This window comes from Rhizobium sp. NXC14 (assembly GCF_002117485.1).
GTDB lineage: Bacteria > Pseudomonadota > Alphaproteobacteria > Rhizobiales > Rhizobiaceae > Rhizobium.
The window spans coordinates 145,754-171,992 of record NZ_CP021033.1 but is presented as its reverse complement, the minus strand read 5'-3'; the positions used below and the strand labels follow the sequence as shown (position 1 = coordinate 171,992).

The following is a 26,239-nucleotide window of genomic DNA, read 5'->3' as shown; positions in this document are numbered from 1 at the left end:
AGGCCTTGCGGCCTTCGCGCGCTTATTGTCAGAAACGAAAGTCCCGATCAGCCGATGGAGATGTTCCAGGGCTCGGCGATCTGCCAGTCGAGATTCTTCTCCATGCCCTTGACCTCCTTGGTGGCCCAGCGCGACATCGCCTGAGAATACCACGGAATGAAGGCCCAATCCTCGCGGAACGCCTTCTGGGCCTCTCGGGCGAGAGTAACGCGCTGCGGATCGTCCGCAGCCTTGGTCGCCGCTTCGGCAAGGGCGCTGTCAACCTTCTCGTTCTTGTATCCGCCGAGCTTGTTCTGCGCGTTCGACGAAGTCGAGGCGATGCTGCCCGCAAGATAGGAAACGGCGTCTGGAACACGGGTGCCGACGTCGTCGCGGAAGATCTGGACCGAGTTCTGATCCGGACCGGCATAGGCGTCCTGTTGCGGTTTCATATCGACGGCCGTGATGCCGAGATTCTGGCGCCACTGCTCGGCGATGAACTGGGCGGCGGCCTGAATGGCCGGCGCCGAGATGCCGACGAACAGGAGCTTCGGCAGGCGCTCGGGCCCGCCATAGCTCGATTCGGCAAGCAGCTTCTTGGCGGCGGCCGGATCATAGGGGAAAGGCTCGAAGCCGGAATTGTCGGCGCCGGGAACCGAATTGAGGATCTGGTCGGCCTTCTTGTGAGGCCCATCCGGATAGGAGGCCTTGAACAGACCGTCGCGATCGACGGCCATGATCAGTGCCTGGCGGACCTTCGGGTCGTCCATCGGCGCGCGGGAGATGTTGAACCAGAAGTGCTGGCTGGTCGGGATCAGCGGGCCGGCCGAGAATTCCGGGCCGAGATCCTGGATGATGGTCGAGGTGACGAGCTCGGTATGGGCGTTGAACTCGCCCGACTTGATCAGCGACGTCGCAGTGACATTGTCCTCGATCGAGGTGATGTCGATGCGGGCAAGCTTCGGCTTCTGCCCAAAGAAGTTCTCATTCGGCTCGAACGTGATCTTGCCGGCATCGATATCGATGCTCGTCAGCTTGAACGGGCCGGAGAAGACCGGCTCATTCTCAGGCTTGTACCAGTCGATGATTTCCTCGCCATCGCTGCCGCGCGACTGCGATGCCTTTGTGATCGGCGCGATGTGGTTTGCCAGGCGCATGAAGAAGATCGGATCAGCCGCGGCGAGCGTCACGACCACCGTCCCCTCGTCGGGCGTCGCGACACCGGTCAGCTCGTTGCCGGAGCCGGCGGCGATTTCGGCGTAGCCCTTGACCTTGCTCAGCACCTGGTCGGCGCGCTGGCTCTTGGTGTTCGGCATCGAGGCGACTTCCCACGATCCCTTGACGTCGGCGGCGGTGATCTTGCTGCCGTCGGAGAAGACGGCCTTGGGGTCGATCTTGAAGGTCCAGACGGTGTTGTCGGCCGATTCCCAGCTGGTGAAGACGTAAGGCTTGATATTGCCTTCGCTGTCGAAATACATCGGCGCGGCCCACCAGATGGAATTCCAGCGGAAGGTTCTGCCGCCGCCGCGCAGCGGCGACCAGTCCTGATCGAAGGCCGGATGCGCGACCTTCAGCACCTGGCCTTCATCGGCCAGCACGATGCGCGCATTCATACCGAACACGGTGAGGCCGACGCCCGCCGCAAGGCCGAGCTTCAGCGCGTTGCGACGTGAAATATTGGTTTTATCCGATTGATCAAAAGACATGGCATTCCCTCCCACGGTGAATTCGGCAGCGTTCTCCCTGCGCCTGCCGGGCGCAGCACAATCCGTCGCCTATCGTTCACTCGTTAATGTAAATATGTCAACAAAAAATCGCAGTTTTGACCCGTTGAAAATTTTGAGCTTAAAATAATTCAACAATTACAATAATGTAGATTTTCGCTCTCGTATTAATCAATTTTGTCTTCTTGACAAAAGCGTCACGATGGAAAAGTTCTTGGCACTCATCGCCACAGACGAACGACAATTTTTCTGCGCAGCCGGCCCGGCAAGCGCGCCTAAGGGAGGGCGGAATGAGCCATCACAGGATTACAGGCGTTTTCAGCGCGGCCGCTACGCCGCTGACCGCAGATAACGCGCCGGATCTCGCTCTTTTCACCAATCATTGCCGTCGGCTGCTGACCGAGGGCTGCCATGGCGTGGCCCTGCTCGGCACCACCGGCGAGGCCAATTCCTTCTCCGGAGCCGAACGCCGCGCCATTCTGGAAGCGGCGCTGGAAGCCGGCATTCCTGCCGGTAAGCTGCTGCCGGGTACGGGCGTCGTCGCCATTCCCGAAACCGTCGAACTGACCCGGCACGCGCTGTCGCTCGGCGTCACCAAGGTCGTGATGCTGCCGCCCTTCTACTACAAGGGCGTTTCCGACGACGGCCTCTTCGCCGCCTATTCGCAGGTGCTGGACAAGGTCGCCGACACGCGCCTGCAGGTCATCCTCTACCATATCCCGCAGGTCTCAGGCGTACCGCTCTCCATTCCGCTGATCGGCCGGCTGATCGCCGCCTTCCCGGAAACCGTCGTCGGCATCAAGGAATCTGCTGGCGATTTCAACAACATGCAGGCAATCATCTCCGCCTATCCCGGCTTCTCGGTGCTGGCGGGCGCCGATCCGCTGCTGCTGCCACTGTTGAAGGCCGGAGGTGCGGGCTGCATCACGGCAACCTCCAATCTCGTGGCGGATTCGCTGCGCACCGTCTACGACCACGTCCATGACGAGGGGCGTGCCAGCGACGTCGAGGCGGCGCAGGCGCGCATCAACGCCTATCGCACGCTGTCCAACTCCTACGTCCAGATCCCGACGATCAAGGCAATGGTCGGGCTGAAGACAGGCAATCCCGCCTGGAAGCGCACGCGCGCACCGCTGATGCCGCTCAGCGAAGCGGATTATGCCGCACTCGCCGAAAGCTGCGCCAAGCTGCCCTGAGGAGACCCGCCATGAGCTTTACCGGCCTGCGCCCCGAAGCCGTTCCCGCCCTGATGACCGGGATCATCGCTCCTCATCCCTCCTTCAAAGGCCGCGCGGATGCCTATCTGCCCTCGCCCTGCATTCAGAACCACGCGGCAAATCTTGCTTTTCTGCCCGACGGTACGCTGACCTGCGTCTGGTTCGGCGGCACGATGGAGGGCATGGGCGATATCTCGATTTACATGTCGCGGCTGGCGCCGGGCTCCGATCGCTGGTCCGAGCCGGAGAAGATGAGCGACGATCCGGAGAATTCCGAGCAGAACCCATTGATTTTCAACGCTCCTGACGGAAAGACATGGCTGCTCTATACCTCGCAGACCTCGGGCAACCAGGACGGTTCCGTTGTCAAATGCCGGATATCCGAGGATGGCGGCCGGACGTTCGGCCCGGTCCGGCTCCTCTGCGACAGCCCCGGCACATTCGTTCGCCAACAGATCGTCGTAAACGACAGGGGCGAGTGGCTGCTTCCGGTCTTCCGCTGCGTCGGTCTCGACGGACGGCGCTGGAGCGGCGACGCCGATACGGCAGCGGTTCTGATCTCGCGCGACGGCGGTGCGAGCTGGCAGATGCACGACATTCCGAACAGTATCGGCGCCGTGCACATGAACATCCTGCCGCTCGGCGGCGACGAGATGGTCGCCTTCTACCGCAACCGTTTCGCCGAAAACATTCTTTCCAGCCGATCGAGTGACGGCGGCAGGACGTGGAGCGCGCCCGAGCCCACGGAACTGCCGAACAACAATTCCTCGATCCAGGCAACAGTCCTGAATGATGGATCGATCGCAATGGTTTACAATCATTCGAATGCAGCCATGTCGGACGCGCGGCGCCAATCTCTCTATGACGAAATCGAGGGCGACGAGGCTGGAGAAACGGCCGCCGTCCTCGCCGATATAGCTCGCAAGGCGGTCTGGGGTGTTCCTCGTGCGCCCCTGAGCCTTGCGATATCAAGGGATGGCGGCAAGAGTTTTCCGCGTCGCATGGATCTCGATACGGGTGACGGGTTCTGCCTCAGCAACAATTCCAAGGACTCGCTGAACCGCGAATTCTCGTATCCCTCGGTCATCCAAGGCGGCGACGGTACACTTCATGTCGCCTACACCTACTATCGGCGGGCGATCAAATATGTGCGCCTCGCCCCGCCACTCCTGCCGTAGCGAGGCGGCCGCTGGCTTGTTGTAAATTTGCGTCCCATCTAGCGCGAAAAGGTCGCTGGCATGATCGGTTCGGCCGACTGAACGTGGAGAAATTGACAACAGAGTTGGCAGCCTCGTCGCCAGCGCAGTGAAGGCCGGCTCGCACCGTCTACTATCGACGAAGTTCAGCTATATATCTGATTATAATTATCAAACATCAATGCAGATGGCTGCTGAAACCTGAATCCAGCGCATACCAGACGATAAAATTTCGCGCTCTCAGAAATGCCCGCTTGACTTCGATATGACAACTTTACATTAAAGAGGGCGACACTATTGCCGCAAGATCCTGCAGGGAGGACTGGTCATGGCCAGCTTGGGTTCGCCAATCACGATAATTCGGCCGCATCAGATCGAATTCGGCATCGGCACGGCAGGAAAGCTCGGCAAATGGGCTGCCGAGAAAGGTTATCGGCGCACGCTTGTCATCTCGGACGCTTTCAACGCTTCGCGCGTCGACGTGCTGGAACTGAAGGGCGAGGTTGCGGTTTTCTCCGAAGTAACGCCTGAGCCTGATACGGCCAATCTCGACAAAGTGATGACTGCGGCCAACGCCGCCGATGCCGAGCTGGTCGTCGGCTTCGGCGGCGGCAGCGCCATGGATCTGGCAAAGCTCGCCGCCGTTCTCGCCGGTTCCGGGCAGACGCTGCATGAGGTCGTCGGCCCGAACAGGGTACGCGGGCCGCGCAAGGTGGGACTCGCCCAGGTACCGACAACCTCGGGCACCGGCAGCGAGGCCGGCATCCGCGCGCTCGTCACCGACCCTGCGACGATGGCGAAGCTTGCTGTGGAGAGCCTGCATATGCTGGCCGACATCGCAGTCGTCGATCCAGCCCTGACCTTCAGCGTGCCGGCGCGCACCACCGCCGCAACCGGCGTCGACGCCATGGCCCATTGCGTCGAGGCCTTCACCAACCGCAAAGCCCATCCGATGGTCGACATCTATGCGATTGAGGGAACGCGGCTCGTCGGCAGATATCTCGCCCGCGCCGTCAAGGATGGCAACGACGCAGAGGCGCGCGCCGGCCTATCGCTCGCCTCGCTTTACGGCGGCTTCTGCCTCGGCCCGGTCAATACCGCCGGCGGCCATGCTCTCGCCTACCCTCTCGGCACGCGCTGGCACGTGGCGCATGGAGCGGCGAATGCCCTGATCTTCCCGCATGTTCTCGCCTTCAACACGCCGGCGGCCGCGGAGAAGACGAAAGCGGTGATGGCAGCGCTCGGCTATGAAGCCTCGGACAATGCGGCATCGGTCTTCGATGCGGCTTATGCTTTTTGCGCCGAACTCGGCATTGAGATGAAGCTCTCCGGCCTTGGCGTGCCGGAAAGCGATCTCGACGCCATGGCTGACGACGCCTTTGCCATTCGCCGTCTGCTTGATAACAATCCGCGTGATCTCAGCCGAGCCGACATCCGCTCGATTTACGCGGCCGCCTTTTAATACTGTTTCAGAAGGGACTTTGGTGATGGACAGGAATGCGAAAGTCGCCGTGACGTTGGGCGATCCGGCTGGAGTCGGCCCCGAGGTGATCGTCAAGGCCTTGGCGGCGCTTCCGAGTGAAGAGCGCCGCGATTTCGTCATCGTCGGCAACGTGGAAGCGCTGGAGCGGGCTGACCGCGTTAGCGGCACCGGGTTGAAGTTCGTGCCTGCCGATAGATCCGATGACGACAGGATTGCCGTCGATGAAGTCCCGCTCGGCGCACCGCTGCCGGAGATCGGCAAGGTCAGCCCGGTCGCGGGCGATGCGTCCGTGCGCTATATCACCCGCGCCGTCGATCTCGCCATGTCCGCCAAAGCCGATGTCATCGTCACCGCGCCGATCAACAAGGAGGCGATGAACCTTGCCGGTCATCACCATGACGGCCATACCGGGCTTCTCGCGCATCTCACGGGCTCGAAAAGTTCCTTCATGCTGCTGGCCTCCGAGCGGCTGAACACCATCCACGTCTCGACCCATATCTCGCTGAAGGGCGCGATCGAGCGCGCCAAGACCGAGCGGGTGCTGGCAACCATCGAAGCCGGCCACAGGCATTTCCTGCGCCTCGGCAAGACCGCGCGCATTGCTGTTGCCGGCCTCAACCCCCATTGCGGCGAAAACGGCCTGTTCGGCACCGAGGACATGGAGTTTCTGGCGCCGGCCGTCGAGCAGGCACAGGCTCGGGGTATCGATGTCGTCGGCCCGATCTCCGCCGATACGGTGTTTGCCCGTGCCTATAACGGCGCCTTCGATCTCGTCATCGCCCAGTATCACGACCAGGGCCATATTCCGATCAAGCTCGTCGCCTTCGAAACCGCGGTCAACGTCTCGCTCGGCCTGCCGATCGACCGCGTCTCGGTCGACCACGGCACCGCCTTCGACATTGCCGGCACCGGCAGGGCCAACCACGTCAACATGCTGTCCGCCATCGCCTATGCCCGGCTGATGGCCCGCTCGCCGCGGCGGCAGGTGTGATTGCGGCAAGATGTCGAACAGTGCCAACATCATAATCTGCTGACCAAGTCTCATCCGTCCGGCGTTTTGGTCTACTCTGCGGAAAGGTTGATTGAACCCCAACCCCGTCACATGCCCGGCGGTCCCAGAACACGGGGGCGGTGATCGGGGGGAATTCCGGGTGGGCCGGGTTGATCAAGATGTTACGGTCGACGCGGGCGACGACGCTTGTCACCGCAACATGGCGCAGCGTTCTTCTTGCGGCATTTTTCGCCGAAAGACTTGCTACGGCGGCCGGCATGCTGTCCCAACCGGGCAGCGCGGGGCGGCGTTCGCTCGTGCCGGGGCTCAGCTTTGCCCCTGATGCAGCCGACGGAAAATCCGCTCGATCTGGGCAACAACCGCAAAAAAGACGATGCCGGAGAGAGAAGCGAGCACGACGGCGGCAAAGAGCCTTTCCGCCTGATAGTTGAACGTCGACTGAATGATGACAGCGCCCAGCCCCTGGTTCGAGCCGATCCACTCCCCGACGATCGCGCCGATCACACAGGTGGTTGCCGAAATGCGCAGCGACGCAAACAGCAAGGGGGCGGACCGTGGCGCGCGCAGGCGCCAGAACGTTTCCCACCCACTCGCCGAAAGCACATGCATCAGCTCAAGCTCGCTTACAGTAGCCAGATTGAGGCCCCGGGCGGTATTCACCAGAGTTGGGAAGAAGCAGATGAGAGCGGCGATGATGACCTTCGGGAGCATGCCGAGGCCGAAGATGAGAATGATGATCGGCGCGAGCGCCAGCACCGGAATCGTGTTGAAGAGCAGGACAACGGGAAAATAGGCGGCCTGGAAGCGCGGATTATAGACAAAGGCAACCGCCAGTATCACGGCGAGACCATTGCCCAGGAGGAAGCCGAGGCCCGCCTCGCCCCACGTCGGGACGGCGTTCGACAGCAGGAGGCGCCATTCGATGCCAAGCGTACGCATGATCGCCAGCGGCGTGGGAACGATATAACTCGGGACACCGAGCGCCGGCACCAGCCACTGCCAGGCGAGGAGCAGCGAAAGGGCGCCGATAACGGGAAGGCCGATCGCCTCTGTGAGGGACAACGGACGGTGCGTCATGCAGCCGCACTCCCCTCCTGCAGCAATCCCCGCAGATGGGCGGCGGTCTCCTGGACATCGAGGCTCTCGCGCCGGCAGAGGCCGCGCTCGTCTTTCAGCGGTTTTAGGTCGATCAGCGCCTGGACGCGGCCCGGATTGGCGGCCAGGACCAGCACGCGTCCGCCGAGATAGATCGCCTCGACGACGCTGTGGGTTACGAACAGGATAGTCGTGCCGGTCCGTCGCCAGACGTCCAGAAGCTCATCGTTCAATCGTTCGCGGGTAATTTCGTCGAGCGCACCGAAGGGCTCGTCCATGAGCAGGATGTCCGGCTCGCATTGAAGAGCGCGCGCTATGGCGACGCGCTGGCGTTGTCCGCCGGACAATTGATGCGGATAGCGGTCGGCCAGATGCGACAGGCCGACCAGCTCGATCCAATGGTCGGGCCGCGGATCGACCGATCGCGAGATGCTCTTCTTCCCCACCTGCAGCGGCAGCGCGACATTCTCCCTCACGGTCCGCCAGGGTAACAGCGTTGCGTCCTGAAAGACGAAGGCGACCTCGCGTCGCCGGCGCGCCTCAGAGGCAGTCCTGCCGAGCACCGACAACCGCCCGTCAAGGGTCGGAAGAAGATCTGCCACCGCACGCAAGAAGGTCGACTTGCCGCAACCGGAAGGGCCGAGAATGGTCAGAAATTCGCCCCTGCCGACGCTGAGGTCGACGCCGGACAGAATGCGGGTCGTCTCGACAGCGCCAGCATAGCCGATAGTCAGATTCTTGGTTTCGATGGCCACTGCTTCAGGCAAATCCGCTCTCACGCAATCTTTGGGCGGTCACCCGCCGTCATAGCCAATATCTCAGTCGTATAGCAATCCTCCAGCTTCGGCGCGCCGCTCTTGAACTGGCCGATCTTGTCGTAGACGGAAATCTGCTCGGCGAGAGCGGCTGGATCGAAGCTGCCCCAGCCGTTCCTGCCGGTCTCTGCGTCGAAGCTCAGCGACAATATGCGCGGTACCGTCTTCAGTTCCACGGCAAGATCGAGCTGCGGATAGGCCTCCACCGTCAATTTCACCGCCTCTTCGGGATGTTCATGCGTCCAGGCCCAGCCCTTGGCGACGGCACGCAGCACCTTTGCCAGCGTCTCGGCATGGCCGGTCACGGCATCGTCGGTGGCGAAATAGACATTGGCATAAGATGGCAGGCCCGTTTCCTTCATCATCAGATCGATGCGGTCGGGGCCGATGACGGAAAGGGCCTGCGTGTTGGTGATCCATCCGGTGACCGCATCGACCTGGCCGGTCATCAGTGGCGTCATGTCGAAACCGATATTGGTAATGGCGAGGCTCGAGGGATCGATATTGTTCTTCAGCAGGATGGCATCGAGCACGTAACGGGCCGTCGGCTGGATGCCGATACGCTTGCCGACCATATCCTTGACGGTGCGGATCGGCGCCTTGGGCAGCGAATAGAAGGCGAAAGGCGCCATGCGGAAACCGCAGGCGAAGATCTTGATCGGCACGCCGGATGACCGGGCAAGAAGAAGCTGTGCCGAATCCGAGAATTGACCGAGCTGCGCATCACCCGTGATCACAGGCGGCACCGTTGCCGAATTCGGCCCCCCAGGGGAGAACTCGACGTCGAGACCCTCGGCCTCAAACAGGCCTTTCTTGGCGGCAACGATATCGCCGATCTGTCCATTGCTCATCAACCAATCGTATTTGATGACGACTTTGGATGCGGCGGCGTTCGAATGACGCGGTACGAACACGCTGATCCCCGCCGCCGCCGCGGCAAGAGCAAAGGCTCCCCCCTTAAGGACGCTACGTCTGCCGACCATGATTTGTTTGTCATACCCGTTCATTTGCTTGCCTTCCCCTAGTTGGTTTGCCGGGCGGCCGGCTGAGCCGCTTATGCTCGTTATCGCGGTTCGATGTCGCCGATCGGGCCGCCTTCAGACCACGCATAGATCTCCCAGAGATTGTCGTCGGGGTCGGCGAAATAGCAGCATCGCGCATTCCAGACGTAATTCTGCGGCGGCGCGTGGAAGAGCACGCCGGCAGCCTTCAGCTCCGTATAGGCAGCATCGACCTGCTCTGGCGAGGCAAGCTCGATGGCCGCGCAGGCCTTGTGTACGCCCGGAGGAGCCCGGCGGCTTGAGACACCGGTATTCTCGGCGATATGCGCGATCTCCCAGAGCGCCAGCGTGACGCCCGCGCCTTTGAAATCGGCAAAGCCGGGAGCGCGGCGGCGCGGCCTGAAGCCAAGCCGCTCGACATAGAAGGCAGACGCTCTTTCGATGTCCTCGACCAAAAAACAGATGTCGGTGATCGGATTGGTTTGGGCAAAAGCGGTCATACAGGCCTCCTGATGTGAAAAGCCTCGCAGACCACAGCCTCAAGAGATTTCAAATTCGTGCGGTTATCTTTCGCAAAATTGCTGATTCGCCACCGGCGGGCGCCGGCTCAAAGACGGACCGAACGCTGGTATTCCTTCGGTGTCGTCCCCATCAGGCGGCGAAAGACGCTGGAGAAATGCGCCTGGCTGGAAAAGCCTGTGGCGTAAGCGATGCTTGCGAGCGTCTCCTTGCCATCGGCGAGATAAAGTCGCGCCCGCTCGATCCTGCGTTCGAGGACGAAGCGATGCGGCGCCACGCCCGCCGCCCGTTTGAATTCCCGGCTGAAGTGAAAGGGGCTCATATGGGCCACACCGGCCAGCTCCTCCACACTCAGATCGGATTTGCCAAGCAGGTTCTCGATATAATCGATCACGCGCCGGAGATTCTCCGATGTCAGCGGACGATCGCCGGCCTCAGGTCTGGCGCCCAGCAGTTTTACAACGCAACAGGCGAGCGCCATTCCCAGATGCTGCATCAAAAGCAGGTCGTCGTGCCCGGTCTTCTCGACGGCAAAGGCAAGAGAAAGGGCAACCTGCAGCGTTGTCGGATCAGTCGTTGCGCTCAGTGCATCACTATCCCAATGCTCCGGATCGAAGCGAGAGCCCCCGAGGCTGCTGTAGAGCGCAGGTGACTGGAAGATCGAGATATAATCCGCCGCATCGCCCTCGACTTCAAGGACCGTGGCAGCCGGTTGAAATCCCAAGGTGAACGGCGGCCTTTCAACTTTGCGGAAGGCCCCGCTTCCAAGCCGATAGGCATATCTGCCGTGCGCCGTACGGTTGATTGAAATTCTATGAAGCGAGCCCTTCGAAACCATCTGTCCCGCAGCGCTGCGATAGGTCTCAACGATCATGTCGCGTTGCACGAAGGCCCTGTAGCCTCCAAGGGATGGCCGGCTTATTGAGAAAATCTGCGGGTCGATATCGGGCATTGTTTCATTCTCCCTGGCAGAGAAGAGGCAAGTTGCGCGCCAAATGGAAGCCAGGCTTCGCGCTGGATATCGACGTCGTGGGATAAAACCCGACTGTGCCCACTCAAATCGTGGTTTTAAGACCGCTGTCAGCCCACACGGCACCACGGCCTAGCAGGCGTTCATCCACGGCAAATTTGGTCGCATGCGCAAGAATTATGCAATGCATGTTTCTTCCTGATCGGTGGCTGCAGACCATCAGATCGCTCTCAACAGCGCGCGGCATCCGAAATCATTCCCGGTCAACGGCAAACCGCAGCCAGGAATGCGCTTTTGCTCCGTCCACTCTTTTCCCCGGAAATGGTCTTTTTGGAAATTCGTTTCTCCCCATTCCTATTAGTACACTTAATTTATAGACATCATCAATTTGGAGAGTGGCAATGACCATCGAAAAATCCGGAAGCGGTTTCGCAAGACGAGACCTGTTGAAACTGTCCGCCGCGGCCGGGGTTGCCGTCGCCGGTGCTTCGCTCATCGGGCAGAAGCCGGTTTTTGCGGCCGAAGAGCTCTCGCTGAAAGGCAAGCGCATCGCCATCAGCGCCACCGGCACCGATCATTTTTTCGACCTGCAGGCTTACAATGCTCAGATCGAAGAGGTGAAGCGTCTCGGCGGCGAGCCGATCGCCGTCGATGCCGGGCGCAATGACGGCAAGCTCGTTTCGCAGCTTCAGACGCTCATCGCCCAGAAGCCGGATGCGATCGTTCAGATCCTCGGCACACTGAGCGTTATCGATCCCTGGCTGAAGAAGGCGCGTGATGCCGGCATCCCGGTTCTGACCGTCGACGTCGGCTCGACCAATTCGATCAACAATACCACGTCAGACAATTGGGGCATCGGCAAGGATCTGGCGCTGCAGCTCGTCTCCGATATCGGCGGCGAAGGCAATATCGTCGTCTTCAACGGCTTCTATGGCGTGACCCCCTGCGCGATCCGCTACGACCAGCTGGTCAATGTCGTCAAATATTTCCCGAAGGTGAAGATCCTCCAGCCGGAACTGCGCGACGTCATCCCGAACACCGTACAGGACGCCTTCACCCAGATCACGGCGATCCTCAACAAGTACCCGGAAAAGGGCTCGATCAAGGCGATCTGGTCGGCCTGGGACATTCCCCAGCTCGGCGCGACCCAGGCGCTGACGGCAGCAGGTCGTACCGAAATCCGCACCTATGGCGTCGATGGCAGCCCCGAAGTGCTGCAGCTCATCGCCGATCCGAATTCGCCTGCTGGCGCCGATGTCGCGCAGCAGCCGGCAGAAATCGGCCGCACTGCCATCCGCAACGTCGCAAAGCTGCTCGCCGGCCAGACGCTGCCGCGCGAGACCTATGTTCCCGCACTTCTGGCCAACAAGCTCAATGTCGGCGAAGTCACCAAGAAACTCGGCATTGGCTGACGCAGCCTGACGGACGGTCCGGCCATGCCGGACCGCTCAAGATTGGCCACCACGTCGGGATGGATTGCATGACTGCCATTTCCTTCAAGCAGCCGGTGACGGCGCGAGACGACATCATCCGCTTCGAAGGAATCGTCAAACGTTTCGGCGGCGCGCAGGCGTTGGCAGGCGCGTCGCTGATCGTAAAACGCGGAACGATCCACGGTCTCGTCGGGCAGAATGGTGCCGGCAAGTCGACGCTGATCAAGCTGCTTGCCGGCCTCCATCAGCCGGATGACGGGCGGATCGAGATCGAAGGACAGACGTTCGACAGGCTGACGCCGCATCTTGCCGAGGCGCTCGGCATTCACTTCATTCACCAGGAACGGCTGCTGGTGCCGACCTTCACCGTCGGTGAAGCGCTGTTCCTCGGCCGGGAACCGCGCATATCGGGCACGCCTTTCCTCGACCGGCGGCTGATGCAGCGCCGCGCTTCCGAAATCCTCAACGACTATTTCTGCGTCCGATTGCCAAACACTGCCCTGATCGGCGAATTGTCGACGGCCGAAAAGCAGATCATCCAGATCACCCGTGCGCTCCTCAATCAGCCGAAGGTGCTCGTGTTCGACGAGCCGACGGCGGCACTGGTGCGCCGCGAGGCCGATATTCTCTTCCGGCTGATCCGCCGCCTGCGCGATGAAGGCGTAACCATCGTCTACATCTCACACTACCTGAACGAAATCGAGGAACTCTGCGATCACGTCACCGTGCTGCGCAACGGACTTGATGTCGCTTCCGTGCCGATCGGGGAGACTTCGGCCGCGGCGATCGCCCGGCTGATGGTCGAGCGGGATATCAAGGAGATGTTTCCGAAGCCTGCGGTCGCGCCCGGTGAAGAGATCCTCAACGTCGAGCAGCTGTCGGCGCCGGGAAAATACAGCGACATCAGCTTCTCGCTTCGCCGCGGCGAGGTGCTCGGCCTCACCGGCCTGCTCGGCTCCGGCGCAAAGGAACTGGTTCGTGCTCTCTTCGGTCTGGAGTCACCGTCTTCCGGCCGCATCGAAATCAACGGCAAACCGGCCCGTTTTGCCAATCCGACTCAGGCTGCCGGCCACGAGATCGCGCTGGTGCCGGAAGATCGGCGCCGTCATGGCGTTGCGCTCGATCTCAGTGTTGCCGAGAATGCCAGCCTTTCCAGCCTCGGCCGCTTCACGCGCTTCGGCTTTCTCCATCGCAAGCGCGAGCAGCGCGAGATCGATGCCCTGATCACGCGGCTGCAGGTGAAAGCCAGCGGGCGCAATGCGCTTCTGCGCACGCTTTCGGGCGGCAACCAGCAGAAGGTGGCGATCGCCAAGTGGCTGAGCCGGCACTCCGAAGTCTATCTCCTCGACGAGCCGACGGTCGGCGTCGACATCGGCTCCAAGGTCGAGATCTACACACTGATCGGCGAGCTTGCGGCGCGGGGCGCCGGCGTCATCGTGCTGTCTTCGGATCTGCCCGAACTCATCGGCATCACCGATCGTATCCTCGTGCTTTTCCGCGGTCGTGTGGTGCGAGAATTCATCTCGTCGGAGACCACGGCGGATGCCGTGCTGGCGGAATCGACCGGGTCGTCGGAGGGACATCGCCATGTCGGCTGAAGTGGAATTCGCGCCTGCCGGCTTTTCGGCAATAGAACCGCCGCGCCGACCGGCCGGCAACATCGCGGCTGTGGCGCTGCGTTTCGGATCACTGATCGCTTTCGCAGCCATTCTGATCGTCTTCTCGCTCACCGCGCCTTACTTCCTCAGTGTCGGCAATGTCGGCAACGTGCTCGGCCAATCCGCCATATCAGGCGTACTCGCCATCGGGCTGACGGTTGTTCTGATTGCCGGCGGCTCCAACGTCGTCACCGGCGGCATCGATCTCTCGCTCGCGGCCAATATGGGCCTCAGCGCCGCCGTCTACGCCACCTTGACCCAACTCGGCTACGGCGACGCGGCGGCGGCCTCGGCGGCAATCGGGACCGGGGCGCTGATCGGCACGGTCAATGCCTTTGCCGTCGTCTATGCCGGCATCGTTCCGTTGCTGGCCACGCTTGCCGTGATGAACGTCGTTGCCGGACTGGAACTGGTGCTGACCCAGAATACCGTCCTGCCCGCCTCCACGCCCTTTCTCTCGGCGCTTTCGGCGTCTGATCCCCTAGGCCTGCCGGTTCTTGCCTATGTGCTTCTCGGCTTCACGGCACTTGCAACGGCCATCGTCCAATATACGCCGCTTGGCCTGCATCTTTATGCCGTCGGCGAGTTCCCGGAGGCGGCGCGCGCCGCCGGCTTGCCGCTTCGCCGGCTACTATCAGGCGCGTTCATCGCCAGCGGCGTGTCCGGCGGCATTGCCGGTATCCTGTCGGTTTCCTATCTGAGCGGCAGCACGACCGGCTCCGGCGAGATGCTGCTGCCCGTCGTCGTCACCGCTTTGCTCGGTTCGGTCTTTTCGCGCCGGCTGGTTCCCACGATGGCCGGCACTTTCCTCTCGGCTCTGTTGGTCGGCTTCCTCACCAACGGCTTCCAGCTGCTCAACATTTCGAGCACGCTGGTCAGCGGCATCCAGGGCTTGCTCATTCTCATCGTGGTCTCCGCGACCACCCTGTTGCGCCGGCGGGAGGCCTGATCATGTCGCTCCAGAGTTCGACACCTGCCGTTACCGACCTGCCGCGCCTCATCGCTGCCGGCGCGGCGCGCTACGGCCTCGTCCTCGCGCTCGTCGCGGTGTCCACCATCTTCTCCGCGGCGACGCCGACATTTCTGACGCTTGCCAACCTCCAGAGCATCCTGGTCAACAATTTCACGCTGCTTGCCATCGTTTCCATCGCCATGACCTTCGCCGTCTCCTCGGGCGGCATCGATCTCTCTGTGGGAACGGCGATGGATTTTGCGAGCTTCGCCTTCGTCTCCCTCGTGCTGGCAGGTCAGCCGGTGGCGATTGCCGCCCTTGCCGGACTAGCGGCAGGAGCACTCGTCGGTGCCTTCAACGCGCTGCTAATCTCAGGGATCGGTGTCTCCCCCTTCCTTGCAACGCTCGGCACGCTGTTCATCGGCCGCAGCGTCCAGCAATTGCTGACCAATGGCGGCAACCCGGTCTACCTGCCGCCGAGCGGTGTGCCGGAAGCCTTCCGCGTTCTCGGCCACGGCACGATCGGCGGCTTTCCGGTGCCGCTCGCGGTCGCGATCCTCATCATAGCTGCTGCCGCGGTTGTCTTTGCCCGAACGCGTTTCGGCCGCGTCATCCTGTCGATCGGCATCCAGCCGGCCGTCGTTCGCTATTCCGGCATCGCGGCATCGGCCCATATTGCCGCTACCTTCGTCATCGTCGGCTTGATCGCGGCTGTCGCCGGCTTGATCCTGACGGCGACCGTTGCCGTCTATATCCCCTCCTCCGGCAACGCCTTCCTGCTGAATGCCATCGGCGCGACCTTCATCGGCACGACTCTCAGCCCGCTTGGGCGGCCGAACGTCGGCGGCACTGTCCTCGGCGTGCTGCTGCTCAGCATCGTCGCCAACGGGCTGCTGTTGACCGATCTTAATTTCTACTGGCAGCAGGTCGGCACGGGCACGCTGATCTTTGCCGTGCTCGCCCTAAGCTTCATCAACAGGAAATCCGCCGGCCGCGCATAAGAGCTGCCGTATCCGCGGATATGTCAGCCCGCCGAGCTTTCCGAAATCATTCGCGATACGGCGTTTTTCCAGCCGATGATCTTGCCCTGCCGCTCGGTCTCTTCCATCGACGGGCTGAAGCGGCGGTCGCAGGCCCAGGCCTTCGCAAAATCGCGCTTGCCGGGCCAGATGCCGGCCTTCGAACCGGCGAGCCAGGCGGCTCCGAGCGCCGTCGTCTCGCGGATCGCCGAACGGTCGACGGGATTTCCCGTGATGTCGGCCAGGCACTGCATCGTCCAGTCGGACGCCGCCATGCCGCCATCGACGCGCAGCACGGTTTCCAACTGGTTGGCGCCCCAGTCCTTCTTCATCGCCACCAGCAGGTCGAGCGTCTGATAGGCGACGGATTCAAGCACCGCGCGGGCAAATTCCGCCGGGCCGCTGTTGCGCGTCAGGCCGAAGATCGCGCCGCGCGCGGCCGGATCCCAATAGGGCGCGCCGAGGCCGGTGAAGGCCGGAACGATATAGACCTGCTGTCCGGGATCTGCTTTGGTGGCCAGGACCCCAGCTTCGGAGGCCTGGCTGATGATGCCGAGGCCGTCGCGCAGCCATTGCACGGCCGCACCCGCAATGAAAATCGAGCCTTCAAGTGCATAGGTCGTCTCACCGTCGAGCCGGCAGGCAATGGTCGTCAGCATCCGGTTGGAGGAGGAAACGCGGTCCCGGCCGGTGTTGAGCAGAGCGAAGCAGCCGGTGCCATAGGTGGATTTCATCATGCCGGGGTCAAAGCAGGCATTGCCCACGGCCGCCGCCTGCTGGTCGCCGGCGACGCCGAGGATCGGCAGCGCGACCCCGAACAGAGCTTCGTCGACCCGGCCGAAATCATCGGCGCATTCTTTGACCTCGGGAAGCGTGGCTGAGGGAATGCCGAGAATGCCGAGAAGCTCCTCGTCCCAGGCGCCGTCATCGATATTATAGAGCAGCGTTCGCGAGGCATTGGTCGCATCGGTGGCATGCACACGGCCGCCGGTCAGCTTGTAGATCAGCCAGCTGTCGATCGTCCCGAAGCAGACCTCGCCTGCCTCCGCCTTCTCCCGCAGGCCATCGACATTGTCGAGCAGCCAGCGCAGCTTCGTTCCGGAGAAATAGGGGTCGAGCAGCAGACCGGTCTTGGCGCTGAACAGCTTCTCATATCCGTCAGCCTTCAGGCTCTCGCACATTTCGGCCGTGCGCCTGTCCTGCCAGACGATCGCGCGGTGAAGCGGCGTGCCGGACCTGCGATCCCAGACGACCGCCGTCTCGCGCTGATTGGTAATGCCGATTGCCGCGATCACTGCGGCGTCAATACCAGCATCGGCGATCGCCTTGCGCACCGTGTCGATGACGGACTGCCAGATTTCGGCGGCGTCATGCTCCACCCATCCGGGCTGCGGATAATATTGGGTGATCTCCGCCTGCGCCGAGCCGACCATTTTCATGTCGCCATCGAAGATGATGGCGCGTGAAGACGTCGTGCCCTGGTCGATCGAAAGAATATAGCCGCTCATATCCGTCTCCGGCTCGCACGAAACAGCTCAGCCCGCTGCGGAGCAGCAGGATGCGGAGGTTTCATAAGAGAAAGATTGTAGGGCCACCGGCTTGCTGCCGGTGGCAGGAAGTGGTGGCCGGAGACCTTGTCGCCTCCGGCCACGGTCCGCCTTACTTCTTCTGCCAGCTCTTGACGAGCTCGTCGTAGTTGACGGTCTGCGGCTTTTCCTTCTCGTTTTCGATCTTCAGCTGCGGTGCAAGGTTGCCCTTCTTCACCGCATCCGCGTTCCAATAAGCGAGATCATGCTCTTCGGCGAGTTTCGGGCCGATATCGCCCTGGACCTTGGCGCGTTCCAGGCGCTGCAGCACCTTTTCCTGTTCGGAGCAAAGCGAGTCCATCGCTTCCTGCGCCGTCTTGGCGCCGGAGGAGGCGTCACCGATCGCCTGCCACCACAGCTGCGCGAGCTTCGGATAGTCAGGAACGTTCGTACCGGTCGGCGACCACTGCAGGCGGGCCGGCGAACGGTAGAATTCGATCAGGCCGCCGAGCTTCGGCGCGCGATCGGTGAAGGACTTATGATCCAGCGTCGACTGGCGGATGAAGGTGAGGCCCATGTGGCTCTTCTTCACGTCGACAGTCTCGGAAGTGACGAACTGGGCATAGAGCCAGGCCGCCTTGGCGCGATCGACAGGCGTGGACTTCATCAGCGTCCAGGAGCCGGCATCCTGATAGCCGAGCTTCATGCCGTCCTTCCAGTAGACGCCATGCGGGCTCGGCGCAAAACGCCATTTCGGTGTGCCGTCGGCATTGACGACCGGCAGGCCTTCCTTGACGAAGTCGGCCGTGAAGGCCGTGTAGGTGAACATCTGCTGGGCAATTTCACCTTGCGACGGGACCGGTCCGGATTCGGAGAAGGTCATGCCCTGAGCGGCAGCCGGTGCATAAGCCTTCATCCAGTCCAGATACTTCTGGATTGAATAGACCGCTGCCGGGCCGTTGGTATCGCCGCCGCGCGCAACGCACGAACCGACCGGACGGGAGTTCTCGTCGACCTTGATACCCCATTCGTCGACCGGCTTGCCGTTCGGAATGCCCTTGTCGCCGTTGCCGGCCATCGACAGCCAGGCATCGGTGAAGCGCCAGCCGAGCGATGGGTCCTTCTTGCCGTAGTCCATGTGGCCGTAGACCTTCTTGCCGTCGATCTCGCGGCCGGTGAAGAACTCGGCGATATCCTCATAGGCCGACCAGTTGACCGGCACGCCGAGATCGTAGCCGTACTTCGCCTTGAAGTCCGCCTTGTTCTTCTCGTCGTTGAACCAGTCGTAACGGAACCAATAGAGGTTCGCGAACTGCTGGTCCGGCAGTTGGTAGAGCTTGCCATCAGGCGCTGTCGTGAACGACTTGCCGATGAAGTCGTCGACGTCGAGGCCGGGATTGGTGACATCCTTGCCTTCATTGGCCATCCAGTCGGTCAGCGAGCGGGCCTGCTGGTAGCGCCAATGGGTGCCGATCAGGTCCGAGTCGTTGATATAGGCGTCATAGATGTTTTCGCCCGACTGCATCTGCGTCTGCAGCTTTTCGACAACATCGCCTTCGCCGATCAGATCGTGGGTGACCTTGATGCCGGTGATCGCGGTAAAGGCCGGAGCCAGCACCTTCGATTCATAATCATGCGTGGTGATCGTTTCGGAAACGACTTTGATGTCCATGCCGGCGAAGGGCTTCGCGGCATCGACGAACCACTGCATTTCCTTTTCCTGGTCGGCGCGGGAAAGCGTCGAGAGGTCGCCGACTTCCTTGTCGAGGAACGTCTTGGCCTCGTTCATACCGGCATAGGCCGATGCTGTCATCGCCAGCAGCAAGCCTGCTGTCGTCGTCAATAAGTGCCGTCGCATAATATCCTCCCAGGGTTTGCGATTGCAGTTACGTCTCAGGCGGCCAGTACCCCCGGCCATCTGTCTTCTCCTTGCCGTTACACGTAGCGGAACACGCCGATGGCATAGACTACGGAAATGGCAAGAGCCCACCACAGGTTGGGCCCAGCGAGCCCAAGCCATGCAAGATGAATGAACGCTGCGCCAAGCAGCGAAATGAAAAGCCGGTCGCCGCGCGTCGTCTCAAAACGCAGCACGCCCGTGCGCGGCGTGCCGCCCGGCGAAAAATATTCCCAGACGCTCATGGCGATGAGCAGCGTAAGGATCGTCATGAAGAAGAGCGCCGTCGGCAGCGTCCAGGCCATCCAGGTAAAATTCATGACCGTCTCCTCCTCAGACGCGGCCCAGGGCAAAGCCCTTGGCGATATAGTTGCGAACGAAATAGATGACGAGCGCGCCGGGAATGATGGTGAGCACGCCGGCTGCCGCCAGTACGCCCCAGTCCATGCCGGCCGCCGAAACCGTGCGCGTCATGATCGCCGAGATCGGCTTTGCCGCGGTCGTCGTCAGCGTGCGGGCCAGCAGCAGTTCGACCCACGAGAACATGAAGCAGAAGAAAGCGGCGACACCGATCCCGCTTGCAATGAGCGGCATGAAGATCTTCACGAAGAAGCGCGGGAAGGAGTAGCCGTCAATATAGGCGGTTTCGTCGATCTCCTTCGGCACGCCAGACATGAAGCCTTCGAGGATCCAGACCGCAAGCGGCACGTTGAACAGGCAGTGGGCGAGCGCCACGGCGATATGGGTATCGATCAGGCCGAAGGCGGAATAGAGTTGGAAGAAGGGCAGCGCAAAAACCGCCGGTGGCGCCATCCGGTTAGTGAGCAGCCAGAAGAACAGGTGCTTGTCGCCGAGGAAGCGGTAGCGCGAAAAAGCGTAGGCCGCCGGCAGCGCCGCAAGCACTGATATAACAGTGTTCATCACCACGTAAATGATCGAGTTGATGTAACCGTTATACCATGACGGATCGGTGAAGATGACGGCGTAGTTCCGGAGCGTCGGGTTTTGCGGCCACAGCGAGAAGGCGCCGGTGATCTCGGCATTCTCCTTGAAGCTCATGTTGATCAGCCAGTAGATCGGCAGGAGCAGAAAGAGGATGTAGAGCGTCGTAACCACCCAGGAGAGGTTTCCGGCGGGCTTGTATTTCCTTGTCGAACCCATGGATCTCTCCTTTCTCAGGCGTTGGCGTCGCTGCTGGTCATGACCGTGTAGAAGATCCATGACAGCAACAGGATGATCAGGAAGTAGATGATCGACATCGCCGCGGCGGGGCCGAGATCGAATTGCCCGACGGCCATCTTCACAAGATCGATCGACAGGAAGGTCGTCGAGTTGCCGGGACCGCCGCCGGTGACGACGAAGGGCTCGGTATAGATCATGAAACTGTCCATGAAGCGTAGGAGCACGGCGATCAGCAGCACCCGCTTCATCTTCGGAAGCTGGATGTAACGGAATACGGACCAGCGCGAGGCGCCGTCGATCTTGGCGGCCTGATAATAGGCGTCCGGGATCGAGACGAGGCCGGCATAGCAGAGCAGCACGACGAGGCTCGTCCAGTGCCAGACATCCATGACGATGACCGTGACCCAGGCGTCGACCGGATCGCGGACGTAGTTGTAATCGAGGCCGAGCCCCTCGAGCGTATGGCCGAGCAGGCCGATATCGACGCGTCCGAAGACCTGCCAGATAGTGCCGACGACATTCCACGGGATAAGCAGTGGCAGCGCCATCAGAACGAGGCAGACCGGAACGCCGATGCCCTTCTTCGGCATGTTGAGAGCAATGAAGATGCCGAGCGGAATCTCCAGCGCCAGGATGATGAAGGAGAAGAGCAGGTTGCGCTCGAGCGCTTCCCAGAAGCGGTCGGAATGCAGCGTCTGAACGAACCAGTCGGTGCCTGCCCAGAAGAACTCGTTATTCCCGAACGTATCCTGAACCGAATAGTTGACAACAGTCATCAGCGGGATGACGGCCGAAAAGGCGACGAGCAGCAGCACCGGCAGGACCAGAAACCAAGCTTTGTTGTTCCACGTCTTCTGCATGGCTCAGGCCTCCCTGCCGACGCGCCAGCTGTCGGCGTAAATGCTGATGGCGGACGGATCGAAGGTGACGCGGGCATCTGCGGGGATGTCGGCGTCCTCATGCACGACGATCGCAATTGGCTGGCCGGCGAAGCGGGCGCGGACGATCTTCTGCCGGCCGATATCCTCGACCTTGGTGATGTTGACCGGCATGCCTTCCCGCCCGAGGCGGATGAATTCGGGGCGGATGCCGAGCTCGGTCTTGGAACTGCCAGCGGTCCTCGGCGCGTAATCCAGCGTCAAAACCTCGTCTCCGACCTTGACGGCGCTGCCTTCGACCCTGGCGGGCATGACGTTCATACCGGGCGAACCGATGAAATAGCCGACGAAGGTGTGGCTCGGCCGCTCGAAAAGCTCGGCCGGCGTGCCGATCTGAACGATCTGGCCGTCATACATGACGACGACCTTCTCGGCGAAAGTCAGCGCCTCGGTCTGGTCGTGGGTGACGTAGACCATGGTGAAGCCGAACTGCTTGTGAAGCCGCTTCAGTTGCGAGCGCAGCACCCATTTCATATGCGGGTCGATGACGGTCAGCGGCTCGTCGAACAGGATGGCGTTGACGTCGTTGCGCACGAGGCCGCGGCCGAGAGAGATCTTCTGCTTCTGGTCGGCCGTCAGCCCTTGCGCCTTGCGCTTGGCCCAGCCGGCAAGGTCGATCATCTCGAGAATGTCGCGGACGCGGCGGTCGACATCGGCCTCCGCCACGCCGCGGTTGCGCAGCGGAAAGGCGAGATTATCGTAAACGGTCATGGTGTCGTAGATGACCGGAAACTGGAAGACCTGGGCTATGTTGCGGCTCTGCGTCGACAGGTTCGTCACATCCTTGCCGTCGAAGAGGATGCGACCGTGCGAGGGCTGCAGCAGACCCGAGATGATGTTCAGCAGCGTGGTCTTGCCGCAACCGGAGGGGCCGAGCAGCGCATAGGCGCCGCCGTCGTTCCACTCGTGGTCGACTTCCTTCAGCGAATAATCCTTCTCCGTCTGCGGATTAGCTCCGTAGGCGTGGCGGATATGGTCGAGCGTAATGCGTGCCATTGTGCTCTCCTATACCTTTCCGGCTTCAGCGGTAGCGCGGCCAATCGTGGCAATGGCGCCGCCATCGGCGCCGAAGGCCAAGAGGTGACGCGTGTCGAGAAAGGCCTCTATCTCCATGTCCGGGTCGATGTCGTGAATGCCATGGGCGAGCATCACCCAGCGCACGCCGTCGTAGTCCAGGTGAACAAAGCTCTCCGAGCCGGTGATCTCCGAAACCAGCGTGCGCGCCTGCAGGCGGGCAGCCTCACCGGTCTGCGGTTTGAAGCCGAGGTGATGCGGGTGAAAGGCGACGGTCACCGGCCCGTCCGGCACGGCAGCCAGATGCGGGGGAACCGGAAGTGCCGCTCCGCCCGGACGCGTAAAGAAATTGTCCGATTTGGTCACGTCGAGGATATTCAGCGGCGGATCGGCAAAGATGCCGGCTGTGGTGAGATCGGCGGGCCGGCGGTAAACATCGATCGTCGGCCCGAACTGCGTTACCCGGCCTTCGTTCAGCGTCGCCGTGTTGCCGCCGAGCAGGAGCGCCTCTGACGGTTCGGTCGTCGCATAGACGAAGATCGCGCCGGATTGGGCAAAGATCTTCGGCAGTTCCTCACGCAGTTCTTCCCGCAGCTTGTAATCGAGGTTTGCAAGCGGCTCGTCCATCAGAACGAGGCTGGCATTCTTGACGAGCGCGCGCGCCAGCGCGGTGCGCTGCTGCTGGCCGCCGGACAGGTTGAGCGGCGTGCGGTCGAGATAGGGCGTTAGCTTCAAAAGCTCGGCCGCCTTGCGCACTTCACGGTCGATGGTAGCGGCATCCTTGCCCGATATGCGCATCGGGGAGGCAATGTTCTCGTATACCGTCAGCGCCGGATAATTGATGAACTGCTGGTAGACCATCGCGACGTTGCGCTTCTGCACCGGCATGCCGGTGACATCGGCGCCGTCGAATTGGACGGAGCCGGCGGTCGGACGATCAAGCCCGGCCATCAGCCGCATCAGCGACGTCTTGCCCGACAGCGTCGGCCCGAGCAGGACATTCAACGTGCCCCGCTCAAGGACCAGATCGGTCGGATAGATATGATAGTCCGCGCCCACCATCTTGGCGGCGTTTCGCAGTTCCAGCATTCCGATTCCCCTGCCTCCACGCAGCGGGGACCACATGCCGCCTTATCCGGCCATCGCCGGTATGGCAGCCATGTACTCCTCCAGTGACTGGGCCTGCTCCTTCGATAGGCGCAGACCATCCTTTGTTCTCCTCCACAGCACGTCTTCAGCGTGCCGGGCCCATTCATGCTCGACGAGATATTTGACCTCGGCCTCGTAGAGATCGCCGCCGAACAGCCGTCCGAGGTCGTCATGGCCGCGGGCAGCGCCGAGCAATGTCACAGCCCGGGTGCCGTAGCGGCGCACCAGCCGGCGGGCGTGTGCATCGGCAAGGAACGGATAGCGCCGCTTCAGACCGGCGACCTCCGCTTCGTAGCCACGGACCGGGAAGTCGCCGCCGGGCAGATGGCTTTTGGCTGTCCAAGGAGCACCCTTGACACCGATCGCGGCGCCGATCTTCTCCAGCGCATGTTCGGAAAGCCGGCGATAGGTGGTGAGCTTGCCGCCGAAGACGTTGAGCAGCGGCGCGGCCCCGGCTTCGCCCTCCAGCTTCAGCACATAATCGCGCGTCGCTTCCTGCGCCTTCGAGGCGCCATCGTCAAAAAGCGGCCTGACTGCCGAGTAGGTCCAGACGATGTCCTCCGGCCTGACCGGTTCCTTGAAATATTCCGACGCGGCATTGCAGAGATAGACCGTCTCCTCCTCGGAGATCCGGACATCTTTGGGATCGGCGGTGTAGTCGCGGTCGGTGGTGCCGATCAGGGTGAAATCGCCCTCATAGGGGATGGCGAAGATGATGCGGTTGTCGGGATTCTGGAAGAAATAGGCACGAGGGTCGTCGAACTTCTTCCTGACGACGATATGGCTACCCTGAACGAGACGAACGTGGTGGGCCTCGTTCTGGCCGAAGGCGGAACGAATGACATGATCGACCCAGGGACCGGCGGCATTGATCAGCATGCGGGCCTGATGGCTGTCATTGCGGCCAGTGACCGTATCGGTCGTTTCAATGTGCCAGAGTCCATTCTCGCGTCGCGCCGACACTACTTTGGTGCGCGGCATGATCGTCGCCCCTTTGTCGGCAGCGTCGCGGGCGTTCAACACGACCATGCGGGCATCATCGACCCAGCCGTCGGAATATTCGAACGCTCTGGTGAACAGCGCCTTCAGCGGCTTGCCGGCCGGGTCCTTGCGCATGTCGAGCACTGAAGTCGCAGGCAGCAGCTTGCGGCCGCCGAGATGGTCGTAGAGGAAAAGGCCGAGCCGGATCAGCCAGGCCGGGCGAATGCCGCCCTTGTGATACGGCAGTACGAAGCGCAGCGGCCAGATGATGTGCGGCGCCATCGCCCAGAGGATCTCGCGCTCCATCAGCGATTCACGCACCAGGCGGAATTCATAATGCTCGAGATAACGCAGGCCGCCATGAATCAGCTTGGTGGCGCCGGACGAGGTGCCGGAGGCGAAATCGTTCATCTCCGCCAGCGCGACGGAATAGCCGCGCCCGACGGCGTCGCGCGCAATGCCACAGCCGTTGATGCCGCCGCCGATGACGAATATGTCGTGTATCTCCCGGCCCAATTGCCCCCTCCGAGCCCGCTGCCAATTTCGCATCGCACAAATTCTGCGCGATTGCGAAAGTGAGAACAGTTAAAACGAAAGGAATGCGAATGTCAAACGAATGTTTGCTCCGTTCGCATGACTAACGCGATCTGGTGCTCGTTTCGATCAGCTTCACATTGTTTTCGAGGCAGAGATTACGAATCGACGGTACCGGACAGTGGTCGGTGATGAAGGTATGGACCTGGGAAAGCTGGCCGATCCGGACCGGCGCGGTGCGTTCGAACTTGGTCGAATCGGCAACGAGGATGACATGCCGGGCATTGGCGATAATCGCCTGGGCGACCTTCACTTCGCGAAAATCATAATCGAGAAGCGCCCCGTCGATATCGATCGCCGATGCGCCGATGACGGCATAATCGACCTTGAACTGGCGGATGAAATCGACCGCCGCTTCGCCGACGATACCGCCGTCCGAGCCGCGTACGACGCCGCCGGCGATCACCACCTCGATTGCCGGAAAGAGACGCAACCTGTTGGCAACGTTGATGTTATTGGTGATCACCATCAGCTCGTGATGATTGGCGAGCGCCTCGCCCACCGCTTCCGTCGTCGTTCCGATGTTGATGAAGAGCGAGGCTCCGCTCGGGATCAGCTCGACTGCCGCCATACCGATTGCCTGCTTCTCGGAAGCGGCAATCTGCCGCCGCGCCTCGTATTTGACGTTCTCCGTTCCGCTCGGAAACGTGGCGCCGCCGTGGATGCGTGTCAGCACCTGGGCATCGCAGAGATCGTTCAGATCCTTGCGGATCGTTTGCGGCGTCACCGAAAAGCGGGAGGCGAGCTCCTCGACCAGAACCCTGCCGCTCGATTTCGCAATCGCCACGATTTCAGTTTGTCGGTCGGTCAAGAACATCGGTGCCCCTTTCGCTCTGCTTTCGTTTTTAAATAAAGCGAACGGCGGCGCAATGCCTATTTGTCAGC

At 61.6% G+C, this 26,239-nt stretch carries 23 protein-coding genes; 8 read left to right on the top strand and 15 right to left on the bottom strand.

The annotated features are described in order from the left end of the window. Positions 1 to 47: 47 nt before the first annotated feature. Positions 48 to 1,685 (bottom strand): ABC transporter substrate-binding protein, encoded by a 1,638-nt coding sequence (locus NXC14_RS28840; protein WP_085781446.1) that lies wholly within the window; start codon positions 1,683 to 1,685, stop codon positions 48 to 50. 308 nt (positions 1,686 to 1,993) lie between these two features. Between NXC14_RS28840 and NXC14_RS28835 the strand changes: the two genes are divergently transcribed. The 4 genes from NXC14_RS28835 to pdxA all read left to right on the top strand — a co-directional run bounded on the left by NXC14_RS28835 (position 1,994) and on the right by pdxA (position 6,590). Beyond that, positions 1,994 to 2,899: a dihydrodipicolinate synthase family protein gene (locus NXC14_RS28835; protein WP_085781445.1), complete on the top strand. Its 906-nt coding sequence runs from the start codon at positions 1,994 to 1,996 to the stop codon at positions 2,897 to 2,899. Positions 2,900 to 2,910: 11 nt separating this feature from the next. Continuing rightward, on the top strand, positions 2,911 to 4,098 hold the full coding sequence (locus NXC14_RS28830; protein WP_085781444.1) for an exo-alpha-sialidase: 1,188 nt from the start codon (positions 2,911 to 2,913) through the stop codon (positions 4,096 to 4,098). 346 nt (positions 4,099 to 4,444) lie between these two features. Beyond that, positions 4,445 to 5,578, top strand: a complete 1,134-nt coding sequence (locus NXC14_RS28825; RefSeq protein ID WP_085781443.1) for an iron-containing alcohol dehydrogenase — start codon at positions 4,445 to 4,447, stop codon at positions 5,576 to 5,578. A gap of 25 nt (positions 5,579 to 5,603) precedes the next feature. Beyond that, positions 5,604 to 6,590 (top strand): 4-hydroxythreonine-4-phosphate dehydrogenase PdxA, encoded by a 987-nt coding sequence (gene pdxA / locus NXC14_RS28820; protein WP_085781442.1) that lies wholly within the window; start codon positions 5,604 to 5,606, stop codon positions 6,588 to 6,590. 327 nt (positions 6,591 to 6,917) lie between these two features. Here pdxA and NXC14_RS28815 read toward each other — a convergent pair whose 3' ends face one another. The 5 genes from NXC14_RS28815 to NXC14_RS28795 all read right to left on the bottom strand — a co-directional run bounded on the left by NXC14_RS28815 (position 6,918) and on the right by NXC14_RS28795 (position 10,993). Beyond that, on the bottom strand, positions 6,918 to 7,688 hold the full coding sequence (locus tag NXC14_RS28815) for an ABC transporter permease (protein ID WP_085781441.1): 771 nt from the start codon (positions 7,686 to 7,688) through the stop codon (positions 6,918 to 6,920). Continuing rightward, complete coding sequence (locus NXC14_RS28810; protein ID WP_085781440.1) at positions 7,685 to 8,473, bottom strand: ABC transporter ATP-binding protein; 789 nt, start codon at positions 8,471 to 8,473, stop codon at positions 7,685 to 7,687. Before NXC14_RS28810 ends, NXC14_RS28815 begins: the two co-directional genes overlap by 4 nt. Positions 8,474 to 8,481: 8 nt before the next feature. Then, positions 8,482 to 9,528, bottom strand: a complete 1,047-nt coding sequence (locus tag NXC14_RS28805; RefSeq protein ID WP_085781439.1) for an ABC transporter substrate-binding protein — start codon at positions 9,526 to 9,528, stop codon at positions 8,482 to 8,484. Positions 9,529 to 9,584: 56 nt separating this feature from the next. Continuing rightward, a complete protein-coding gene (locus NXC14_RS28800; RefSeq protein WP_085781438.1) occupies positions 9,585 to 10,022 on the bottom strand; it encodes a VOC family protein in 438 nt (145 codons plus the stop codon). 107 nt (positions 10,023 to 10,129) lie between these two features. After that, positions 10,130 to 10,993, bottom strand: coding sequence for an AraC family transcriptional regulator (locus NXC14_RS28795; RefSeq protein ID WP_085781437.1), 864 nt, complete (start codon positions 10,991 to 10,993; stop codon positions 10,130 to 10,132). Positions 10,994 to 11,412: 419 nt separating this feature from the next. Here NXC14_RS28795 and NXC14_RS28785 point away from each other — a divergent pair, with 419 nt between their 5' ends. The 4 genes from NXC14_RS28785 to NXC14_RS28770 all read left to right on the top strand — a co-directional run bounded on the left by NXC14_RS28785 (position 11,413) and on the right by NXC14_RS28770 (position 16,055). After that, a complete protein-coding gene (locus NXC14_RS28785) occupies positions 11,413 to 12,423 on the top strand; it encodes a sugar ABC transporter substrate-binding protein (protein WP_085781436.1) in 1,011 nt (336 codons plus the stop codon). 68 nt (positions 12,424 to 12,491) lie between these two features. Beyond that, on the top strand, positions 12,492 to 14,042 hold the full coding sequence (locus NXC14_RS28780; protein ID WP_085782035.1) for a sugar ABC transporter ATP-binding protein: 1,551 nt from the start codon (positions 12,492 to 12,494) through the stop codon (positions 14,040 to 14,042). Next, positions 14,032 to 15,051, top strand: coding sequence for an ABC transporter permease (locus NXC14_RS28775; protein WP_085781435.1), 1,020 nt, complete (start codon positions 14,032 to 14,034; stop codon positions 15,049 to 15,051). The genes NXC14_RS28780 and NXC14_RS28775 overlap by 11 nt, the downstream gene beginning before the upstream one ends. Before the next feature lie 2 nt (positions 15,052 to 15,053). Next, entirely contained in the window at positions 15,054 to 16,055 is a 1,002-nt protein-coding gene (locus tag NXC14_RS28770; RefSeq protein ID WP_085781434.1) for an ABC transporter permease, read from the top strand. A 23-nt stretch (positions 16,056 to 16,078) separates the two neighbouring features. Here NXC14_RS28770 and glpK read toward each other — a convergent pair whose 3' ends face one another. From glpK to NXC14_RS28725, 9 genes are all read right to left on the bottom strand, one after another. Then, a complete protein-coding gene (glpK, locus tag NXC14_RS28765) occupies positions 16,079 to 17,581 on the bottom strand; it encodes a glycerol kinase GlpK (protein WP_085781433.1) in 1,503 nt (500 codons plus the stop codon). Between the two features lie 151 nt (positions 17,582 to 17,732). After that, a complete protein-coding gene (locus tag NXC14_RS28760; protein ID WP_085781432.1) occupies positions 17,733 to 19,457 on the bottom strand; it encodes an ABC transporter substrate-binding protein in 1,725 nt (574 codons plus the stop codon). A gap of 77 nt (positions 19,458 to 19,534) precedes the next feature. Further along, entirely contained in the window at positions 19,535 to 19,816 is a 282-nt protein-coding gene (locus tag NXC14_RS28755; protein ID WP_085781431.1) for a DUF2160 domain-containing protein, read from the bottom strand. 13 nt (positions 19,817 to 19,829) lie between these two features. Beyond that, the gene (locus NXC14_RS28750) at positions 19,830 to 20,657 is read right to left on the bottom strand and encodes a carbohydrate ABC transporter permease (RefSeq protein ID WP_085781430.1); all 828 of its coding nucleotides are present in this window, start codon (positions 20,655 to 20,657) and stop codon (positions 19,830 to 19,832) included. Between the two features lie 14 nt (positions 20,658 to 20,671). Then, positions 20,672 to 21,538 (bottom strand): sugar ABC transporter permease, encoded by an 867-nt coding sequence (locus tag NXC14_RS28745; protein WP_085781429.1) that lies wholly within the window; start codon positions 21,536 to 21,538, stop codon positions 20,672 to 20,674. Between the two features lie 3 nt (positions 21,539 to 21,541). Further along, complete coding sequence (locus NXC14_RS28740) at positions 21,542 to 22,612, bottom strand: ABC transporter ATP-binding protein (RefSeq protein ID WP_085781428.1); 1,071 nt, start codon at positions 22,610 to 22,612, stop codon at positions 21,542 to 21,544. A 9-nt stretch (positions 22,613 to 22,621) separates the two neighbouring features. Beyond that, positions 22,622 to 23,719 carry an ABC transporter ATP-binding protein gene (locus NXC14_RS28735; protein ID WP_085781427.1) on the bottom strand — a complete coding sequence of 366 codons (1,098 nt, stop codon included), beginning with the start codon at positions 23,717 to 23,719 and terminating at the stop codon, positions 22,622 to 22,624. 42 nt (positions 23,720 to 23,761) lie between these two features. Further along, the gene (gene glpD / locus NXC14_RS28730) at positions 23,762 to 25,276 is read right to left on the bottom strand and encodes a glycerol-3-phosphate dehydrogenase (RefSeq protein ID WP_085781426.1); all 1,515 of its coding nucleotides are present in this window, start codon (positions 25,274 to 25,276) and stop codon (positions 23,762 to 23,764) included. 121 nt (positions 25,277 to 25,397) lie between these two features. Further along, complete coding sequence (locus tag NXC14_RS28725; protein ID WP_085781425.1) at positions 25,398 to 26,171, bottom strand: DeoR/GlpR family DNA-binding transcription regulator; 774 nt, start codon at positions 26,169 to 26,171, stop codon at positions 25,398 to 25,400. Positions 26,172 to 26,239 lie beyond the last annotated feature (68 nt).

Excerpts from the sequence above, each read along its gene's own strand:
- NXC14_RS28815 (WP_085781441.1), bottom strand. The coding sequence starts at position 7,688 with ATGACGCACCGTCCGTTGTCCCTCACAGAGGCGATCGGCCTTCCCGTT.
- NXC14_RS28760 (WP_085781432.1), bottom strand. The coding sequence starts at position 19,457 with ATGCGACGGCACTTATTGACGACGACAGCAGGCTTGCTGCTGGCGATG.
- NXC14_RS28770 (WP_085781434.1), top strand. The coding sequence starts at position 15,054 with ATGTCGCTCCAGAGTTCGACACCTGCCGTTACCGACCTGCCGCGCCTC.
- NXC14_RS28835 (WP_085781445.1), top strand. The coding sequence starts at position 1,994 with ATGAGCCATCACAGGATTACAGGCGTTTTCAGCGCGGCCGCTACGCCG.
- glpK (WP_085781433.1), bottom strand. The coding sequence starts at position 17,581 with ATGAGCGGCTATATTCTTTCGATCGACCAGGGCACGACGTCTTCACGC.
- NXC14_RS28780 (WP_085782035.1), top strand. The coding sequence starts at position 12,492 with ATGACTGCCATTTCCTTCAAGCAGCCGGTGACGGCGCGAGACGACATC.
- NXC14_RS28840 (WP_085781446.1), bottom strand. The coding sequence starts at position 1,685 with ATGTCTTTTGATCAATCGGATAAAACCAATATTTCACGTCGCAACGCG.
- NXC14_RS28805 (WP_085781439.1), bottom strand. The coding sequence starts at position 9,528 with ATGAACGGGTATGACAAACAAATCATGGTCGGCAGACGTAGCGTCCTT.
- pdxA (WP_085781442.1), top strand. The coding sequence starts at position 5,604 with ATGGACAGGAATGCGAAAGTCGCCGTGACGTTGGGCGATCCGGCTGGA.
- NXC14_RS28725 (WP_085781425.1), bottom strand. The coding sequence starts at position 26,171 with ATGTTCTTGACCGACCGACAAACTGAAATCGTGGCGATTGCGAAATCG.
- NXC14_RS28755 (WP_085781431.1), bottom strand. The coding sequence starts at position 19,816 with ATGAATTTTACCTGGATGGCCTGGACGCTGCCGACGGCGCTCTTCTTC.
- NXC14_RS28795 (WP_085781437.1), bottom strand. The coding sequence starts at position 10,993 with ATGCCCGATATCGACCCGCAGATTTTCTCAATAAGCCGGCCATCCCTT.
- NXC14_RS28750 (WP_085781430.1), bottom strand. The coding sequence starts at position 20,657 with ATGGGTTCGACAAGGAAATACAAGCCCGCCGGAAACCTCTCCTGGGTG.
- NXC14_RS28825 (WP_085781443.1), top strand. The coding sequence starts at position 4,445 with ATGGCCAGCTTGGGTTCGCCAATCACGATAATTCGGCCGCATCAGATC.
- NXC14_RS28745 (WP_085781429.1), bottom strand. The coding sequence starts at position 21,538 with ATGCAGAAGACGTGGAACAACAAAGCTTGGTTTCTGGTCCTGCCGGTG.
- NXC14_RS28785 (WP_085781436.1), top strand. The coding sequence starts at position 11,413 with ATGACCATCGAAAAATCCGGAAGCGGTTTCGCAAGACGAGACCTGTTG.
- NXC14_RS28735 (WP_085781427.1), bottom strand. The coding sequence starts at position 23,719 with ATGCTGGAACTGCGAAACGCCGCCAAGATGGTGGGCGCGGACTATCAT.
- NXC14_RS28775 (WP_085781435.1), top strand. The coding sequence starts at position 14,032 with ATGTCGGCTGAAGTGGAATTCGCGCCTGCCGGCTTTTCGGCAATAGAA.
- NXC14_RS28800 (WP_085781438.1), bottom strand. The coding sequence starts at position 10,022 with ATGACCGCTTTTGCCCAAACCAATCCGATCACCGACATCTGTTTTTTG.
- NXC14_RS28830 (WP_085781444.1), top strand. The coding sequence starts at position 2,911 with ATGAGCTTTACCGGCCTGCGCCCCGAAGCCGTTCCCGCCCTGATGACC.
- NXC14_RS28740 (WP_085781428.1), bottom strand. The coding sequence starts at position 22,612 with ATGGCACGCATTACGCTCGACCATATCCGCCACGCCTACGGAGCTAAT.